This is a genomic window from Phenylobacterium sp. SCN 70-31 (assembly GCF_001724605.1).
In the GTDB taxonomy this organism is placed as follows: Bacteria; Pseudomonadota; Alphaproteobacteria; order Caulobacterales; family Caulobacteraceae; genus Phenylobacterium.
Window position 1 is genome coordinate 25,691 of record NZ_MEEX01000009.1, and the last position, 15,931, is coordinate 41,621.

Below are 15,931 nucleotides of genomic sequence, written 5' to 3' on the forward strand. Positions count from 1 at the left end.
TAGTTGCGAAGCGTTCGCAAGTATTCGGAACCGCGTCATTTCGCGTCGCACAAGGGCTGTTTGAAACCCCGGGATGATCGGTCTAGAAGGGCGCCGCGACTCCCGCCGGAGACTCCATGGAAGCCTATCTGACAGAGTACCTGCCCATCGTGATCTTTCTCGGGATCGCGGCGGCGCTGGGCGTCATCTTCATCGTCGCGGCCCTGGTGCTCGCGCCCAAGGCGCCGGACCCGGAGAAGCTGTCGTCGTACGAGTGCGGCTTCAACGCCTTCGACGATGCGCGGATGAAGTTCGACGTCCGGTTCTACCTGGTGTCGATCCTGTTCATCATCTTCGACCTCGAGGTGGCGTTCCTGTTCCCCTGGGCGGTGTCGCTGATGAAGCTGCCGGCGGAGACGGCGCAGTTCGCCTTCTGGTCGATGATGACCTTCCTGGGCGTGCTGACGGTGGGCTTCATCTACGAGTGGAAGAAGGGAGCGCTGGAATGGGAGTGATCGTTCCGGCCAATTCGGCGGGCCGCAGCACCGTCGAGGGCTATGACCCCAAGCTCCACGATCCGTTCTTCGACGGCGTCTCGCAGCGGCTGGCCGACAAGGGCTTCGTGACCGCCAGCGTGGACGACCTCATCACCTGGGCCCGCACAGGCTCGCTGATGTGGATGACGTTCGGCCTGGCGTGCTGCGCCGTCGAGATGATGCAGGCGTCGATGCCGCGCTACGACCTGGAGCGGTACGGCTTCGCGCCGCGCGCCAGCCCGCGCCAGAGCGACGTGATGATCGTGGCCGGCACGCTGGTGAACAAGATGGCTCCGGCGCTGCGCAAGGTCTACGACCAGATGCCCGAGCCGCGGTACGTGATCTCGATGGGCTCGTGCGCCAACGGCGGCGGCTACTACTATTTCAGCTATTCGACGGTACGCGGCTGCGACCGCGTGGTGCCGGTGGACGTCTATGTGCCCGGGTGCCCGCCGACCGCCGAGGCGCTGGTCTACGGCGTGCTGCAACTTCAGAAGAAGATCCGCCGCACGGGGACGATCGTCCGATGAGCTGGCCGATGACCTCAGCCGAGCTGGAGGCGCTGGGCCAGGAGATCCTGGCGGGCGCGCCGGGCGTCATCACCGGCGCCGAGGTCGCGTTCGGCGAACTGACGCTGACCGCTCCCGCGGCGACCATCGTCGAGGCGTTGACCTACCTGCGCGATGGGCAGGGCTTCCACCAGCTCATCGACCTGTCGGGCGTGGACTATCCCGAGCGGGCGAAGCGGTTCGACGTGGTCTACCACCTGCTGTCGATGACGAAGAACCGGCGGGTCCGGATCAAGGTGCAGACCGACGAGGACACCGCCGTCCCGTCGGCCGTTCCGGTGTTCCCGGCGGCCAACTGGTACGAGCGCGAGACGTTCGACATGTACGGCGTGTTCTTCGACGGACACCCGGACCTGCGGCGGATCCTGACCGACTACGGCTTCCACGGCCATCCGCTGCGGAAGGACTTCCCGATGACCGGCTATGTCGAGGTCCGCTACGACGAGGAGCTGAAGCGGGTGGTCTACGAGCCCGTGAAGTCGGTCGAATGGCGCAACTGGGACTTCCTGTCGCCGTGGGAGGGCGCCGAGCGCGGGTTCGCCGCGATCCTGCCCGGCGACGAGAAGACCGCCGAAGAAGGCGCGAAGTGATGGCCGAGACCGCGATCACACCGGCGGCCCCATCCTCCCTGGCGGAGGGCGAGACCCCGGTCCGCAAGTTCAACATCAATTTCGGCCCGCAGCACCCGGCGGCGCACGGCGTGCTGCGCCTGGTGCTGGAGCTGGACGGCGAGGTGGTGGAGCGGGTGGACCCGCACATCGGCCTGCTGCACCGCGGCACCGAGAAGCTGATGGAGGCCAGGCCCTATCAGCAGACGATCCCGTACATGGACCGCCTCGACTACGTGGCGCCCATGAACCAGGAGCACGCCTACTGCCTGGCGATCGAGAAGCTGCTGGGCGTCGAGGTTCCGTACCGCGGTCTCCTGATCCGCACGCTGTACGACGAGATCGGCCGCATCCTGAACCATCTGCTGAACGTGACGACCCAGGCCATGGACGTCGGCGCCCTGACGCCGCCGCTCTGGGGCTTCGAGGAGCGCGAAAAGCTGATGATCTTCTACGAGCGTGCGTCGGGCGCCCGGATGCACGCCAACTACTATCGCGTGGGCGGCGTGCGGCAGGATCTGCCCGAGGCGCTGATCCGCGACATCGACGACTGGTGCGACCACTTCCCGAAGATCTGCGACGACATCGAGACGCTGATCACCGACAACCGCATCTTCAAGCAGCGCAACGTCGACATCGGCGTGGTGACGCGGCAGGAGGCGATCGAGCATTCGTTCTCGGGCGTGATGGTGCGCGGCTCGGGCATCGCGTGGGACCTGCGCCGGGCGCAGCCCTATGCGGCCTACGACGAGATGGAGTTCGACGTCCCGCTGGGCGTGAACGGCGACTGCTACGACCGCTACCTCTGCCGGATGCAGGAGATGCGGGAGTCGACGAAGATCATGAAGCAGTGCTGCGAGCGCCTACTGAAGTCGCCGGGGCCGGTGCTGACCGAGGACAACAAGATCGGCGCGCCGCGCCGGGGCGAGATGAAGCGCTCGATGGAAGCGCTGATCCACCACTTCAAGATCTTCACCGAGGGCTACCGGACGCCGCCGGGCGAGGTGTACGCCGCCGTCGAGGCGCCCAAGGGCGAGTTCGGGGTGTTCCTGGTCTCGAACGGCACGAACAAGCCGTACCGGGCCAAGCTGCGCGCGCCGGGCTATCCGCACCTCCAGGCGATGGACTGGATGAACCGCGGCCACATGCTGGCGGACGTCTCGGCCATCCTGGGCTCGCTGGACATCGTGTTCGGGGAGATCGACCGGTGAGTGCGACCACGACCCTTCAGCCCCTCGACGTGATCCAGGGGCAGCTCGACGCCTACAACCGCCAGGACCTGGACGCGCACTGCGCGTTCTTCGCCGACGACGTGGTGGTGGCCGACCTGAACGGCGCCGTCACGATCCAGGGCGCCCAGGCCTATCGGGCGAAGTACACGCAGGTCTTCGCCGACTTCCCCCGGAACCGGGCCGAACTGGTCAACCGGATCCAGGTCGGGAACACCGTGATCGACCACGAGCGCGTCTTCCGCCAGGGCGAAGGCGAGAGCTTCGAGGTCATCGCCATCTACACCCTCGCCGGCGGCCGGATCGCCCGCGTGGACTTCGCGAAGTGAGGCCGGCTTGAGCGTCCGCAGGCTTTCCCCGAACCAACCCGCCAGCTTCGCCTTCAAACCGGCGACGCTGAAGGCCGCCCAGGGCTGGATGGCGAACTTCCCGCCCGGCAAGCAGCAGTCGGCCGTGGTGCCGGTGCTGTGGCTGGTCCAGAAGCAGGACGGCTGGATCAGCGAGCCGGCGATCCGGGCCGTGGCCGAGCTGTTGGGCATGCCGGTGATCCGGGTGCTGGAGGTGGCGACCTTCTACACCATGTTCATGCTGGAGCCGGTGGGCACGCATGCGCTGGTGCAGGTGTGCGGCACCACGCCGTGCCAGAGCCGTGGCGCCGAGGCGCTGATGGCGGTCTGCAAGCGCCGCATCGGCCCGCAGAACCACAAGAGCGCCGACGGCAAGTTCTACTGGCAGGAAGTGGAGTGCCTGGGCGCGTGCTCGAACGCCCCGATGGCGGCCATCAACGACTACTACTACGAGGACCTCACGCCCGAGAGCCTCGAGGCGCTGCTGGACGACTTCGCGGCCGGCAAGACGCCCAAGCCGGGCTCGGCGATCGGCCGCCAGGGGGCCGCGCCCCAAGGCGGGCCGACCACGCTGACCGATCCCAAGCTCTACGACGGGTCGCTGGGCAAGAAGATCAAGATTCCGCACCTGCCGCCCAAGGCCAAGAAGGAGACGGCGTGATGGCGGGCATCCTCGCCGACAAGGACCGTATCTTCCTCAACCTCTACGGGATCCACGACTGGACCCTGGAGGGCGCGAAGTCGCGCGGCGCGTGGAACGGGACGAAGGACATCGTCGCCCAGACGCCGGAATGGATCTGCGACCAGATCAAGGCTTCGGGCCTGCGCGGCCGGGGCGGGGCGGGGTTCGCCACGGGCCTCAAGTGGACCTTCATGCCCAAGCAGGAGAGCGAACGCCCGCACTACCTGCTGGTCAACGCCGACGAGTCCGAGCCCGGCGCGTGCAAGGACCGCGAGATCCTGCGCAACGATCCGCACCTGCTGATCGAGGGCTGCGTGATCGCCTGCCGGGCGATGCGGTCGCATCAGGCCTACATCTACATCCGCGGCGAGTACGTGCACGAGCGCGAGCGGCTCCTGGCGGCGATCCGCGAGGCGTATGACGCGGGGCTGCTCGGGAAGGGGAGCGTCCTGGGCTACGACGTCGACGTGGGCGTCCAGCACGGGGGCGGGGCCTACATCTGCGGCGACGAGACCGCCCTGATGGAGAGCTTCGAGGGCAAGAAGGGCCAGCCGCGCCTGAAGCCGCCGTTCCCGGCCGGCGCGGGCATCTACGGCTGCCCCACCACGGTGAACAACGTCGAGACCATCTCGGTCGTGGGCACGATCCTGCGCCGCGGGGCCGACTGGTTCGCCGGCTTCGGCACCGAGAAGTCCACCGGCACCAAGCTGTTCGCGGCCTCGGGCCACGTGAACACGCCATGCGTGGTCGAGGATGCGGTCGGCATCAGCGTGAAGCAGCTCATCGAGGACCACTTCGGCGGGGTGCGCGGCGGCTGGAGCAACCTGAAGGCCGTGATCCCGGGCGGGATCTCGGTGCGGATGATCCCGGCCGAGCAGTGCGACGAAGCGATCATGACGTACGAGGACCTGGCCGCCCGCGGCTCGGGCCTGGGCACCGGCACCCTGATCGTGTTCGACAAGGACGCCGACCTCGTGAAGGCGATCGCGCGCGCGGCCTATTTCTACAAGCACGAGAGCTGCGGCCAGTGCACGCCGTGCCGCGAAGGCACCGGCTGGATGTGGCGGGTCATGGAGCGGATGGTCACCGGCGAAGCCGAGATGTCCGAGATCGACATGCTGCTGGACGTGGCCAGCCAGGTCGAGGGCCATACGATCTGCGGCCTGGGCGATGCGGCCGCCTGGCCGATCCAGGGCCTGTTCCGCCACTTCCGCCACGAGGTGGAGGACCGGATCAACAGTTACCGCGCGCGCAAAGGCGTCTACGCCGGCGCCTCCATCGCGGCGGAGTAAGCGGCATGCCTATCGCCAAGGTCGACGGGATCGAGGTCGAGTTCGAGCCGGGGATGAACGTCCTCCAGGTGTGCGAGCTGGCCGGCAAGGAGATCCCGCGGTTCTGCTATCACGAGCGGCTGAGCATCGCTGGCAACTGCCGCATGTGCCTGGTCGAGGTGAAGCCCGGCCCGCCGAAGCCGCAGGCGTCGTGTGCGCTGCCGGCGGCCGAGGGCCAGGAGATCTTCACCGACACGCCGATGGTGAAGAAGGCGCGCCACGGGGTGATGGAGTTCCTGCTCATCAACCACCCGCTGGACTGCCCGATCTGCGACCAGGGCGGCGAGTGCGACCTGCAGGACCAGGCCATGGGCTATGGCCGCGACGACAGCCGCTACGAGCTGAACAAGCGGGCCGTCGAAGAAAAGCACATGGGTCCGCTCATCAAGACGGTGATGACCCGCTGCATCCAGTGCACGCGCTGCGTCCGCTTCATCACCGAGGTGGCCGGCGTTCCGGATATCGGTCTCATCTCGCGCGGCGAAGACGTTGAAATCACGACCTATCTCGACAAGGCCGTGGCGTCGGAGCTGTCGGCCAACGTGATCGACCTGTGCCCCGTGGGCGCGCTGACCAGCAAGCCGTATGCGTTCAACGCGCGGCCGTGGGAGCTGAAGAAGACCGAGAGCGTCGACGTGATGGACGCCCTGGGCTCGGCGATCCGGGTGGACGCCCGGGGGGCGGCGGTGCTGCGCGTGCTGCCGCGCACCCACGAGGCGGTCAACGAGGAGTGGATCTCGGACAAGACCCGCTATGCGGTCGACGGCCTGGCGCGTCAGCGTCTGGACCGGCCGTTCGTGCGCGAGAACGGCAAGCTGCGGCCGGCGAGCTGGGCCGAGGCGCTGGACGCCGTGGCGGCCCGGATCAAGGCGGCGGCGCCCGAGCGCATCGGCGTGATCGCCGGCGACCTCCAGGACGCCGAGTCGATGAAGGCGGCCAAGGATCTGTTCGGCGGCCTGGGCGTGACCAGCCTGGACTGTCGCCAGGACGGCATGGTGCTGGGCGCCGGCGCGCGCGCGAGCTGGCTGTTCAACTCTTCGATCCAAGGCATTGAAGACGCTGACTTCATCCTGTTCGTCGGCGCCAATCCGCGGCTGGAGGCGCCGGTGCTCAACGCCCGGATCCGCAAGCGCTGGATGGCCCAGGCGACGCAGGTGGGTGTGGTCGGCGAGGCGGTCGACCTGACCTACGGCTACGAGCACCTGGGCGCCGGGCCGGCGTCGCTGGCGAACCTGGCGAAGTCGAAGTCCGAGTTCGTGAAGGGGCTGAAGTCGGCGAAGGCGCCGGCCATCGTCGTGGGCGCCGGCGCGCTGAACCGGCCTGACAGCCTGGCGGTGCTGGCCGCGGCGGCGGCGGCGGCCAAGACGTTCGGCATGACCTGGAACGTGCTGCACACGGCCGCAAGCCGGGTCGGCGGTCTGGACCTGGGTTTCGTCCCGGGCGAGGGCGGCCGCACCGCGGCCGAGCTGGCGGCCAAGGGCGGGGCCGAGGTGCTGTTCCTGCTGGGCGCCGACGAGATCGACCTGTCGAAGACCGACGCCTTCGTCGTCTACCTGGGAACGCATGGCGACGCGGGCGCGCACCGCGCCGACGTGATCCTGCCGGGGGCGGCCTACACCGAGAAGAACGGCCTCTACGTGAACACCGAGGGCCGGGTGCAGATGGGCTTCCGCGCCGTGTTCCCGAAGGGCGAGGCCAAGGAAGACTGGGCCATCCTGCGGGCGCTCAGCGAGCGCCTGGGCGCCAAGCTGCCCTACGACACCCTGGACCAGCTTCGCAGCCGCCTGTTCGAGGACCATCCCTCGTTCGGCCGCATCGACTACGTGGCCGAGACGCCGGCGGCGGTTGATTTCACCGTCCTGGGTCGCAAGGGCGATCTGTCCGACGCGCCGTTCCGCAGCGCGGTCTCGAACTTCTACCTGACGAACGCCATCGCCCGCGCCAGCGTGACGATGGCCGAATGCGCCGCGCTCGCCTCGGGCCCGGCCAAGATCGCCGCGGAATAGGGGGCGGGCGTGACGGATTTCTGGACCACTCCCGCAGGCTGGACCCTGATCACCGTCGGCCAGATCCTGGCCGTCACGATCTGGATCCTGCTGTCGCTCGCCTTCCTGCTGCTGGCCGACCGGAAGATCTGGGCCGGCGTGCAGATGCGCAAGGGCCCCAACGTGGTGGGTCCCTTCGGCCTGCTCCAGTCGTTCGCCGACTTCCTGAAGTTCCTGCTCAAGGAAGTCGTCATCCCCGCCGGGGCGGACAAGAGCGTCTTCCTGCTGGCCCCGCTGATCACCTTCATCCTGGCGTTCGGCGCCTGGGCCGTGGTGCCGCTGGCGCCGGGCTGGGTGATCGCCGACCTGAACGTCGGCATCCTCTACCTGTTCGCCGTCAGTTCGCTGGGCGTCTACGGCATCATCATGGGCGGCTGGGCCTCGAACTCGAAGTACCCGTTCCTGGGCTCGCTCCGCTCGGCGGCGCAGATGGTGAGCTACGAGGTCTCGATCGGCTTCGTGATCATCACGGTGATCCTGCTGGCGGGTTCGATGAACCTGACCGCCATCGTCGACGGGCAGGCCGGGGGCTTCTGGAACTGGAACGTGCTGGGCGGCGGCGGCGGCCTGGGCGGCCTGCTGGGCGCGGTGGTGATGATCCCGATGACGGTGATCTTCTTCATCTCGGCGCTGGCGGAGACGAACCGTCCGCCGTTCGACCTGCCCGAGGCGGAGTCGGAACTGGTGGCCGGCTATCAGGTGGAATACAGCTCCACGCCGTATCTGCTCTTCATGATCGGCGAGTACGCGAACATCGTCCTGATGTGCGCGATGATCACCATCCTGTTCTTCGGCGGATGGCATGCGCCGTTCCCGACCGGGTTCACCGACTCGTGGGCGCCGACGGCGGCCAGCGTCTTCTACTTCCTGTGGTTCTTCGGGAAGGTGGTCTTCTTCTTCTTCATGTTCGCCATGGTGAAGGCGATCGTGCCCCGGTACCGCTACGACCAGCTCATGCGACTGGGCTGGAAGGTCTTCCTGCCGACCTCGCTGGCGGCGGTCTGCCTCGTGGCCGGCTGGCTGGTCTATGTCCGGGGGCCGGTGGCATGAGGGCGCTGACCCTCGCCTGCGTCCTCGCGCTCGCCGCCTGCTCTAGCGGCGCCGGCTATGGCCGGAGCGGCGGGCTGGCCACCTACGACGACCTGCGCGCGGCCCAGGAAGCCTGTTCCGCCAAGGGCGGCGACCTGCGCCTCAAGCGCAACGGCGACGCCAAGTACCTCGACGACTACGCCTGCGAGACGAAATGATGTTTGACCGGATCGGACAGGCGCTGAAGGGCGCCGCGCTACTGGACTTCGCGGGCGCCTTCGGGCTGGGCCTGAAGTACATGGCCGCGCCCAAGAAGACGGTGCAGTACCCGCACGAGCGGGGACCGCAGAGCCCGCGCTTCCGCGGCGAGCACGCGCTGCGCCGCTATCCCAACGGGGAAGAGCGCTGCATCGCCTGCAAGCTGTGCGAGGCGATCTGTCCCGCCCAGGCGATCACCATCGAGGCCGAGCCCCGCGCCGACGGCAGCCGGAGGACGACGCGCTACGACATCGACATGGTGAAGTGCATCTACTGCGGCCTGTGCCAGGAGGCCTGCCCGGTGGACGCCATCGTGGAAGGCCCGAACACCGAATTCGCCGTGGAGACCCGCGAGGAGCTCTACTACGACAAGGCCCGGCTGCTGGACAACGGCGACCGGTGGGAACGGGAAATCGCGAAGAATCTGGAACTGGACGCACCGTACCGATAGGACGTGCGGCGCGATTCCGCGCCGCCTGACACATGCGCGTCATGGCGGGGGCGAGCCCCGGCCGGCGGCGGGCAGAGACTGGAACTCGAGGGGTTGAACGAAGGCCCAATGGCCCTGCAGGCGATCGCATTCTATCTCCTGGCGGCGGTGACCGTGGCGTCCGGATTCTGCGTGGTCTCGGCCCGCAACCCGGTGCACTCGGTGCTGTGGCTGATCCTGGCCTTCTTCTCGGCCGCGGGCCTCTTCGTCCTGATGGGCGCGGAGTTCCTCGCGATGCTGCTGGTGGTGGTCTACGTGGGCGCCGTCGCGGTGCTGTTCCTGTTCGTCGTCATGATGCTGGACGTGGACTTCGCCGCCCTGCGGCAGGGCTTCGCGCGGTACATGCCCGTGGGCCTGCTGATCGCGGGCTTCCTGGCGGCCGAGATGGTGCTGGTGTCCAGCACCGTGGCGGCGCGGGGCGCGGCCGGGGCCAACGCCATCCCGATGGCGTCGGGCGGCGCCGACGTGACCAACGCCGAGGCGATCGGGCGGGTGCTCTACACGGACTACGTCTATTTCTTCCAGGCCGCGGGCCTGGTGCTTCTGGTGGCCATGATCGGCGCCATCGTGCTGACGCTGCGCCACAAGCCTGGCGTGAAGCGCCAGTCGGTCATGGAGCAGATGCGGCGGACGCCCGCCACGGGCATGAAGCTCGCCAATCCGAAGCCGGGCGAGGGGATCGGGGAATGACCATCGGCCTAGCGCACTATCTGGCGGTCGCCGCGATCCTGTTCACGATCGGCGTGTTCGGGATCTTCGTGAACCGCAAGAACGTCATCGTCATCCTGATGTCGATCGAGCTGATCCTGCTGGCGGTCAACATCAACCTGGTGGCCTTCTCGGTCTACCTCGGCAACGTGGTGGGGCAGATCTTCGCCATGTTCGTGCTGACCGTGGCCGCGGCCGAGGCCGCGGTGGGCCTGGCGATCCTCGTCACCTTCTTCCGCAACCGCGGCGACATCGCCGTGGACGACGCCTCGATGATGAAGGGCTGATCCGGTCGTGAACGCAGAAGCCCTCGTCACCATCATCCTGTTCGGGCCGCTGATCGGCGCGATCACGGCCGGCCTGTTCGGCAAGCTGATCGGCGACAAGCCGGCCATGGCCGTCACCACCGGCTTCCTCTTCCTGTCGGCGGTCCTGTCGTGGGTGGTGTTCAGCCAGTGGACGTGGGGCGGCCTGGAGCCGTTCACGCTCACCTATGCGCCCTTCATCCACGTCGGCGACTTCGTCTCGAACTGGTCGTTCCGCCTGGACGCGCTGTCGGCGGTGATGCTGGTGGTGGTGACCACCGTCTCGTCGCTCGTGCACCTGTATTCGTGGGGGTACATGGCCGAGGACCCCGGCAAGCCGCGGTTCTTCGCCTATCTGTCGCTGTTCACCTTCGCGATGCTGGCGCTGATCAGCGCCGCCGACTTCATGCAGCTGTTCTTCGGCTGGGAAGGCGTGGGCCTGGCCAGCTATCTGCTCATCGGCTTCTGGCACCACAAGGACTCGGCCAACGCCGCCTCGATCAAGGCGTTCGTGGTCAACCGCGTGGGCGACTTCGGCTTCGTGCTGGGGATCATGACGGTGTTCTGGGCCTTCGGGACCATCGAGTTCGCCAAGCTGTTCCCGCTGATCCAGGGCGCGTTGGGCGAGGGCTGGGACTTCGCCGGCGGCCACTTCTCGCTGATCGACCTGGCCTGCGCGCTGCTGTTCATCGGCGCCATGGGCAAGTCGGCGCAGTTCTTCCTGCACACCTGGCTGCCCGACGCCATGGAGGGCCCGACGCCGGTGTCGGCCCTGATCCACGCCGCCACCATGGTGACGGCCGGCGTCTACATGGTCTGCCTGCTGTCGCCGATGTTCGAGTACGCGCCGGTGACCAAGACCATCGTGACCGTGATCGGCGCTGTGACCGCGCTGTTCGCCGCCACGGTCGGCCTGACGCAGAACGACATCAAGCGGGTGATCGCCTATTCGACCTGTTCGCAGCTGGGCTACATGTTCTTCGCCGCCGGCGTCGGGGCCTATCAGGCGGCGATGTTCCACCTGTTCACCCACGCCTTCTTCAAGGCGCTGCTGTTCCTGGGCGCGGGCTCGGTGATCCACGGCATGGCGCACGAGCAGGACATGCGCCGCTACGGCGCGCTGCAGAAGTACCTGCCGATCACGGCCGGGGTGATGATGATCGGCACCATCGCCATCACCGGCCTGGGCATTCCGGGCGTCGGCCTGGGCATGCCCGCGCTGGAGCTGGGCTTCGCCGGCTTCTACTCCAAGGACGCGATCATCCACGCGGCTTACGAGGCCGGCGGCGGCGGCAACGCGGTCGGCTACTTCGCCTTCTTCATCGGCGTTCTGGTGGCGGGCCTGACGGCGTTCTACTCGTGGCGCCTGGCGTTCTTCACGTTCAACGGCCACGCCCGCTGGACGTCCGAGGACCTGGAGCATCACTGGCACAACCGCGACCATCACACCCACGACGATCACGCCACCGACGCGCAGCACGAGACGCACAGCGAGCCGCTGCCTGACGCGCACGATCAGGACCACCACGGGCACGGTCACGGGCATGGGCACGGCGAGCACAAGCCGCACGAGAGCCCGTGGACCATGCGCATCCCGCTGCTGGTGCTGGCCGCCGGCGCGATCTTCGCCGGCTTCGTGTTCCACCACGAGTTCATCGGCAGCCATGCCGGCGACTTCTGGCGGGACGCGATCTTCAACCTGCCCGCGGAGCATGCGGGCGAGGGCGGTCACCATGCGCCGCTGTGGGTCTACCTGGCCCCGCTGGTCGCCTCGGTGGGCGGCCTGCTGGTGGCGGCCTACATGTACATCTGGAAGGAAGGCCTGGGGGCCAAGCTCGCCGCGCGCGAGGGCATCCTCTACGTCTTCTTCTACAACAAGTGGTTCTTCGACGAGCTGTACCAGGCCACCTTCGTCCGTGCGGCGAAGTGGCTGGGCGACCTGTTCTGGAAGGGCGGCGACCAGAAGATCATCGACGGGCTGGGCCCCGACGGGGTCTCGGCGCTGTCGGTCCGGGTGGGCAAGGGCGCCGGGCGCCTCCAGTCGGGCTACGTCTACCACTACGCCTTCGTCATGCTGCTCGGCGTCGCGGGTCTCCTGACCTACGCGATCTGGGCCTGGTCCGCCTGAGGGGGATGACCATTTAAGATGCCGCTTCTCTCCCTCATCACCTATGCGCCGCTGGTGGGCGCGCTGGGCATCCTGGCCCTGCGCCTCGGCGGTCGCGCGGACGACGCCAAATCGGCCGAGACGGCGCGCTGGATCGCGCTGGTCACCACCCTGGCCACCTTCGCCCTCTCGGTCCTGCTGGTCGCGCAGTACGACTCCTCGAACCCGGGCTTCCAGTTCGTGGAGGAGACGGCCTGGTTCATGGGCCTGAGCTACCGGATGGGCGTGGACGGGATCTCGATCCTGTTCGTCCTGCTGACCGCGTTCCTGATGCCGCTGTGCATCGCCGCGTCCTGGCGGTCGATCGACAAGCGGGTCCACGAGTACCTGATCGCCTTCCTGGTGCTGGAGACGCTGGTCATCGGCGTGTTCTGCGCGCTGGACCTGGTGCTGTTCTACATCTTCTTCGAGTTCGGCCTGGTCCCGATGTTCCTGATCATCGGCATCTGGGGCGGCGCGCGGCGCGTGTACGCCGCCTTCAAGTTCTTCCTCTACACCCTGCTGGGCTCGGTGCTCATGCTGGCGGCGATCCTGTTCATGATCGGGGTCAGCGGGACCAGCTCGATCCCGGCGCTGATGCAGTACGCCTTCACGCCCGAGGCCCAGACCTGGCTGTGGCTGGCGTTCTTCGCGTCGTTCGCGGTGAAGATGCCGATGTGGCCGGTCCACACCTGGCTGCCCGACGCGCACGTCGAGGCGCCGACGGCCGGCTCGGTGATCCTGGCGGGCATCCTGCTGAAGATGGGCGGCTACGGCTTCCTGCGCTTCTCGCTGCCGATGTTCCCGCAGGCGTCCGACCTGTTCACGCCCCTGGTCCTGACGCTGTCGGTGATCGCGGTGATCTACACCTCGCTGATCGCCTTCCGGCAGACCGACGTGAAGAAGCTGATCGCCTATTCGTCGGTGGCGCACATGGGCCTCGTGACCATGGGCATCTTCGCCGGCAACGCGGAGGGCGAGCAGGGCGCCATCTTCCAGATGCTGAGCCACGGCGTGATCTCGGGCGCGCTCTTCCTCTGCGTCGGCGTAATCTACGATCGGATGCACACCCGCGATATCGCGTTCTACGGCGGGCTGGTGAAGCGGATGCCGTTCTACGCCGGCGTGTTCATGCTGTTCACCATGGGCAACGTGGGTCTGCCGGGCACCAGCGGCTTCGTGGGCGAGGTGCTGGCCATGGTGGGCGTCTACGAGGTGTCGACCTGGGCGGCCATCCTGGCGGCCAGCGGCGTCATCCTCTCGGCGGTCTACATGCTCACGCTGTACCGGCGCGTGGTGTTCGGCGAGATGACCAATCCGAAGCTGTCGGCCATCGAGGACCTGAACTGGCGCGAGATCGCCATCTTCGCCCCGCTGGTCGTGGCCACTCTCTACATGGGCGTGCAGCCCAACTCCGTGTTCAACGTGACCCAGGCGTCGGTCGACCAGCTCGTGCAGGTCTATCGTGCGGCCATCGGCGGGTAGGGACGTTCGATGACCTTCACCGACAATCTGGCGCTGGCCGTTCCCGAGATCGTCCTGGCCCTCGGCTCCCTGGGCCTGCTGGTCGTGGGCGCCTTCGCGCCGAAGCAGACCCGGCTGGTGGGCGGCGGCGCGGTGCTGGTGCTGCTGGCGGCCGCCGTGGCCGCGGCGACGCAGCCGTTCGGCGAAGCATTCGGCGGCGGGCTGATCTCGGACGCCGCGGCCACCTTCGCCAAGGTGGCGATCTATCTGGCCTCGGCCGTGGCGATCCCCCTTGGCCTGCCCTGGTTCGAACGGCGCGGCGTGCGGGTGTTCGAGTTCCCGGTGCTGGTGCTGCTGGCCGCGCTGGGGATGGGCATGATGGCCTCGTCCGGCGATCTGATCTCGCTGTACGTGGGCGTCGAGCTGTCGTCGCTGTCGCTCTACGTCCTGGCGGCGATGCACCGCGAAAGCCCCAAGGCGTCGGAAGCGGGCCTGAAGTATTTCGTCCTGGGAGCTCTCTCGTCGGGGATGCTGCTGTACGGCGCCAGCCTCGTCTATGGCTTCTCGGGCTCGACGCTGTACTCCGAGATCGCCGCGGCCGCCGGTTCGGGCGCCGACACCGGCCTTCTGTTCGGCCTGGTCTTCCTGATCTGCGGCCTGGCGTTCAAGGTCTCGGCGGCGCCGTTCCACATGTGGACGCCGGACGTCTACGAGGGCGCGCCGACGCCCGTGGTCGCGTTCTTCGCCGCGGCGCCCAAGCTGGCCGCGATGGTGCTGTTCGCCCGCGTGCTGGCCGACGGCTTCGCCGGGGCGGCCGACCAGTGGCAGCAGGTGCTGGTGGTCCTGGCCCTCATCTCGGTGGCGGTCGGCGCCTTCGGCGGGCTGGTGCAGAAGAACCTGAAGCGCCTGTGGGCCTACTCGTCGATCGCCAACGTGGGCTACGCGGTGCTGGGCCTCTCGTCGGGCACGTCGGACGGCGTGCAGGCGATGCTGATGTTCATGATCCTCTACATGATCGACGTGACGGGCTTCTTCGCCTGCCTCGCGGCGCTGTCGCGCGACGGCCGGCCGATGGAGACGATCGACGACATGGCGGGCCTGATCAAGGAACGCCCGGGCCTGGCGCTGGCCATGACCGTCTTCGCGCTGTCGGCGCTGGGCCTGCCGCCGTTCTCGGGCTTCTGGGCCAAGGTCTTCGTGTTCAAGGCGGCGATCGACGCCGGGCTCTGGGTGGCGGCGGTGATCGGCCTCGTGGGGTCGGTCGTGGCGGCCTTTTACTACCTGCGGCTCATCAAGGTGATGTGGTTCGACAGCAGCCCCGGCGCCACCGACAAGCCGCCGGTCGAGGCGCGCGCCATCGCGGCGGTGACGGCGATCTTCGCCTTCCCGGTCGTGCTGGTGGCCCTGGCCTGGCTGACCCCTCTGGCCCAGCGCGCGGCGCTGTCGCTGGGTCTGGCCTAGGGCTTGGCCGCGACCCCGCCCATCGAGGCCTACGAGGAACTCGACTCCACCAACGCCGAGGCGAGACGTCGCGGCGAGGCGGGCGAGGGCGGCCCCGTCTGGATCACCGCCGCCGTGCAGACCGCCGGGCGCGGACGTCGGGGGCGGGCGTGGTCGACGCGGCGCGGCAACCTGGCGGCCACGCTGCTGACCACCACCGACCGGCCGCCGGGCGAAGCGGCGCAGCTCTCGTTCGTGGCGGCGCTGGCGGCGTGCGACCTGGCCGACACCTGCCTGGGATCGGGCGCGGCGCGGCTGAAGTGGCCCAACGACGTGCTGATCCACGGGCGCAAGGCCGTGGGCATCCTGGTGGAATCCGGCACGCGTCCGGACGGGCGGCTGTGGCTGGCCGTCGGGATCGGGGTGAATCTGGCGCATGCGCCCACCGACGTCGAGCGTCCCGCGACGGCGTTCGCCGACCATATGGCGGGGCCGCCGCCGACCCCACGCGCGGCGCTGGACGTCCTGGCGCCGGCCTTCGAGCGCTGGCGGGTCGCGTGGACCACGCAGGGGTTCGCACCGATCGCCACGGGCTGGTCGGAGCGGGCCACGGGCCTGGGGCGGCCGTGCGAGGCGCGGCTGCCGAACCGGACCCTGCGGGGCGTCGCCGAGGGCCTGGACGCCGATGGGGCGCTGCGGCTGCGTCTGGACGACGGCGGGCTGGAGCGGATAACCGCCGGCGACGTGTTCTTCGGGGAGGCGTGA

17 protein-coding genes are annotated in these 15,931 nt (G+C 68.2%); all 17 read left to right on the forward strand.

Translation table 11 applies throughout. The annotated features are described in order from the left end of the window. Positions 1-116: 116 nt before the first annotated feature. On the forward strand, positions 117-494 hold the full coding sequence (locus tag ABS78_RS08815; RefSeq protein WP_293377273.1) for an NADH-quinone oxidoreductase subunit A: 378 nt from the start codon (positions 117-119) through the stop codon (positions 492-494). Continuing rightward, the gene (locus ABS78_RS08820; RefSeq protein ID WP_293377276.1) at positions 464-1,045 is read left to right on the forward strand and encodes an NADH-quinone oxidoreductase subunit B; all 582 of its coding nucleotides are present in this window, start codon (positions 464-466) and stop codon (positions 1,043-1,045) included. Before ABS78_RS08815 ends, ABS78_RS08820 begins: the two co-directional genes overlap by 31 nt. 8 nt (positions 1,046-1,053) lie before the next feature. Beyond that, on the forward strand, positions 1,054-1,674 hold the full coding sequence (locus tag ABS78_RS08825; protein ID WP_293377789.1) for an NADH-quinone oxidoreductase subunit C: 621 nt from the start codon (positions 1,054-1,056) through the stop codon (positions 1,672-1,674). Further along, complete coding sequence (locus ABS78_RS08830; RefSeq protein ID WP_293377279.1) at positions 1,674-2,903, forward strand: NADH-quinone oxidoreductase subunit D; 1,230 nt, start codon at positions 1,674-1,676, stop codon at positions 2,901-2,903. The genes ABS78_RS08825 and ABS78_RS08830 overlap by 1 nt, the downstream gene beginning before the upstream one ends. After that, complete coding sequence (locus tag ABS78_RS08835) at positions 2,900-3,250, forward strand: nuclear transport factor 2 family protein (protein ID WP_293377282.1); 351 nt, start codon at positions 2,900-2,902, stop codon at positions 3,248-3,250. Before ABS78_RS08830 ends, ABS78_RS08835 begins: the two co-directional genes overlap by 4 nt. Positions 3,251-3,257: 7 nt before the next feature. After that, on the forward strand, positions 3,258-3,929 hold the full coding sequence (nuoE, locus tag ABS78_RS08840) for an NADH-quinone oxidoreductase subunit NuoE (protein WP_293377285.1): 672 nt from the start codon (positions 3,258-3,260) through the stop codon (positions 3,927-3,929). Next, the gene (gene nuoF / locus ABS78_RS08845) at positions 3,929-5,242 is read left to right on the forward strand and encodes an NADH-quinone oxidoreductase subunit NuoF (RefSeq protein WP_293377288.1); all 1,314 of its coding nucleotides are present in this window, start codon (positions 3,929-3,931) and stop codon (positions 5,240-5,242) included. Before nuoE ends, nuoF begins: the two co-directional genes overlap by 1 nt. 5 nt (positions 5,243-5,247) lie before the next feature. After that, positions 5,248-7,287 carry an NADH-quinone oxidoreductase subunit NuoG gene (nuoG, locus tag ABS78_RS08850; RefSeq protein ID WP_293377291.1) on the forward strand — a complete coding sequence of 680 codons (2,040 nt, stop codon included), beginning with the start codon at positions 5,248-5,250 and terminating at the stop codon, positions 7,285-7,287. Between the two features lie 9 nt (positions 7,288-7,296). After that, entirely contained in the window at positions 7,297-8,376 is a 1,080-nt protein-coding gene (nuoH, locus tag ABS78_RS08855; protein WP_293377294.1) for an NADH-quinone oxidoreductase subunit NuoH, read from the forward strand. Next, complete coding sequence (locus ABS78_RS08860) at positions 8,373-8,573, forward strand: hypothetical protein (protein WP_293377297.1); 201 nt, start codon at positions 8,373-8,375, stop codon at positions 8,571-8,573. The genes nuoH and ABS78_RS08860 overlap by 4 nt, the downstream gene beginning before the upstream one ends. After that, on the forward strand, positions 8,573-9,064 hold the full coding sequence (gene nuoI, locus ABS78_RS08865; RefSeq protein ID WP_293377300.1) for an NADH-quinone oxidoreductase subunit NuoI: 492 nt from the start codon (positions 8,573-8,575) through the stop codon (positions 9,062-9,064). The genes ABS78_RS08860 and nuoI overlap by 1 nt, the downstream gene beginning before the upstream one ends. A gap of 108 nt (positions 9,065-9,172) precedes the next feature. Next, positions 9,173-9,793: an NADH-quinone oxidoreductase subunit J gene (locus ABS78_RS08870; RefSeq protein ID WP_293377303.1), complete on the forward strand. Its 621-nt coding sequence runs from the start codon at positions 9,173-9,175 to the stop codon at positions 9,791-9,793. After that, a complete protein-coding gene (nuoK, locus tag ABS78_RS08875) occupies positions 9,790-10,098 on the forward strand; it encodes an NADH-quinone oxidoreductase subunit NuoK (protein ID WP_293377306.1) in 309 nt (102 codons plus the stop codon). Before ABS78_RS08870 ends, nuoK begins: the two co-directional genes overlap by 4 nt. 7 nt (positions 10,099-10,105) lie before the next feature. Then, entirely contained in the window at positions 10,106-12,244 is a 2,139-nt protein-coding gene (gene nuoL / locus ABS78_RS08880) for an NADH-quinone oxidoreductase subunit L (RefSeq protein WP_293377309.1), read from the forward strand. 18 nt (positions 12,245-12,262) lie between these two features. Further along, the gene (locus ABS78_RS08885; protein WP_293377312.1) at positions 12,263-13,747 is read left to right on the forward strand and encodes an NADH-quinone oxidoreductase subunit M; all 1,485 of its coding nucleotides are present in this window, start codon (positions 12,263-12,265) and stop codon (positions 13,745-13,747) included. 9 nt (positions 13,748-13,756) lie between these two features. Beyond that, positions 13,757-15,187: an NADH-quinone oxidoreductase subunit NuoN gene (gene nuoN, locus ABS78_RS08890; protein ID WP_293377315.1), complete on the forward strand. Its 1,431-nt coding sequence runs from the start codon at positions 13,757-13,759 to the stop codon at positions 15,185-15,187. A 3-nt stretch (positions 15,188-15,190) separates the two neighbouring features. Continuing rightward, complete coding sequence (locus tag ABS78_RS08895; protein WP_293377318.1) at positions 15,191-15,931, forward strand: biotin--[acetyl-CoA-carboxylase] ligase; 741 nt, start codon at positions 15,191-15,193, stop codon at positions 15,929-15,931.

Excerpts from the sequence above, each read along its gene's own strand:
- ABS78_RS08825 (WP_293377789.1), top strand. The coding sequence starts at position 1,054 with ATGACCTCAGCCGAGCTGGAGGCGCTGGGCCAGGAGATCCTGGCGGGC.
- ABS78_RS08815 (WP_293377273.1), top strand. The coding sequence starts at position 117 with ATGGAAGCCTATCTGACAGAGTACCTGCCCATCGTGATCTTTCTCGGG.
- ABS78_RS08860 (WP_293377297.1), top strand. The coding sequence starts at position 8,373 with ATGAGGGCGCTGACCCTCGCCTGCGTCCTCGCGCTCGCCGCCTGCTCT.
- nuoF (WP_293377288.1), top strand. The coding sequence starts at position 3,929 with ATGGCGGGCATCCTCGCCGACAAGGACCGTATCTTCCTCAACCTCTAC.
- nuoK (WP_293377306.1), top strand. The coding sequence starts at position 9,790 with ATGACCATCGGCCTAGCGCACTATCTGGCGGTCGCCGCGATCCTGTTC.
- ABS78_RS08885 (WP_293377312.1), top strand. The coding sequence starts at position 12,263 with ATGCCGCTTCTCTCCCTCATCACCTATGCGCCGCTGGTGGGCGCGCTG.
- ABS78_RS08870 (WP_293377303.1), top strand. The coding sequence starts at position 9,173 with ATGGCCCTGCAGGCGATCGCATTCTATCTCCTGGCGGCGGTGACCGTG.
- nuoN (WP_293377315.1), top strand. The coding sequence starts at position 13,757 with ATGACCTTCACCGACAATCTGGCGCTGGCCGTTCCCGAGATCGTCCTG.
- nuoI (WP_293377300.1), top strand. The coding sequence starts at position 8,573 with ATGTTTGACCGGATCGGACAGGCGCTGAAGGGCGCCGCGCTACTGGAC.
- nuoG (WP_293377291.1), top strand. The coding sequence starts at position 5,248 with ATGCCTATCGCCAAGGTCGACGGGATCGAGGTCGAGTTCGAGCCGGGG.
- ABS78_RS08830 (WP_293377279.1), top strand. The coding sequence starts at position 1,674 with ATGGCCGAGACCGCGATCACACCGGCGGCCCCATCCTCCCTGGCGGAG.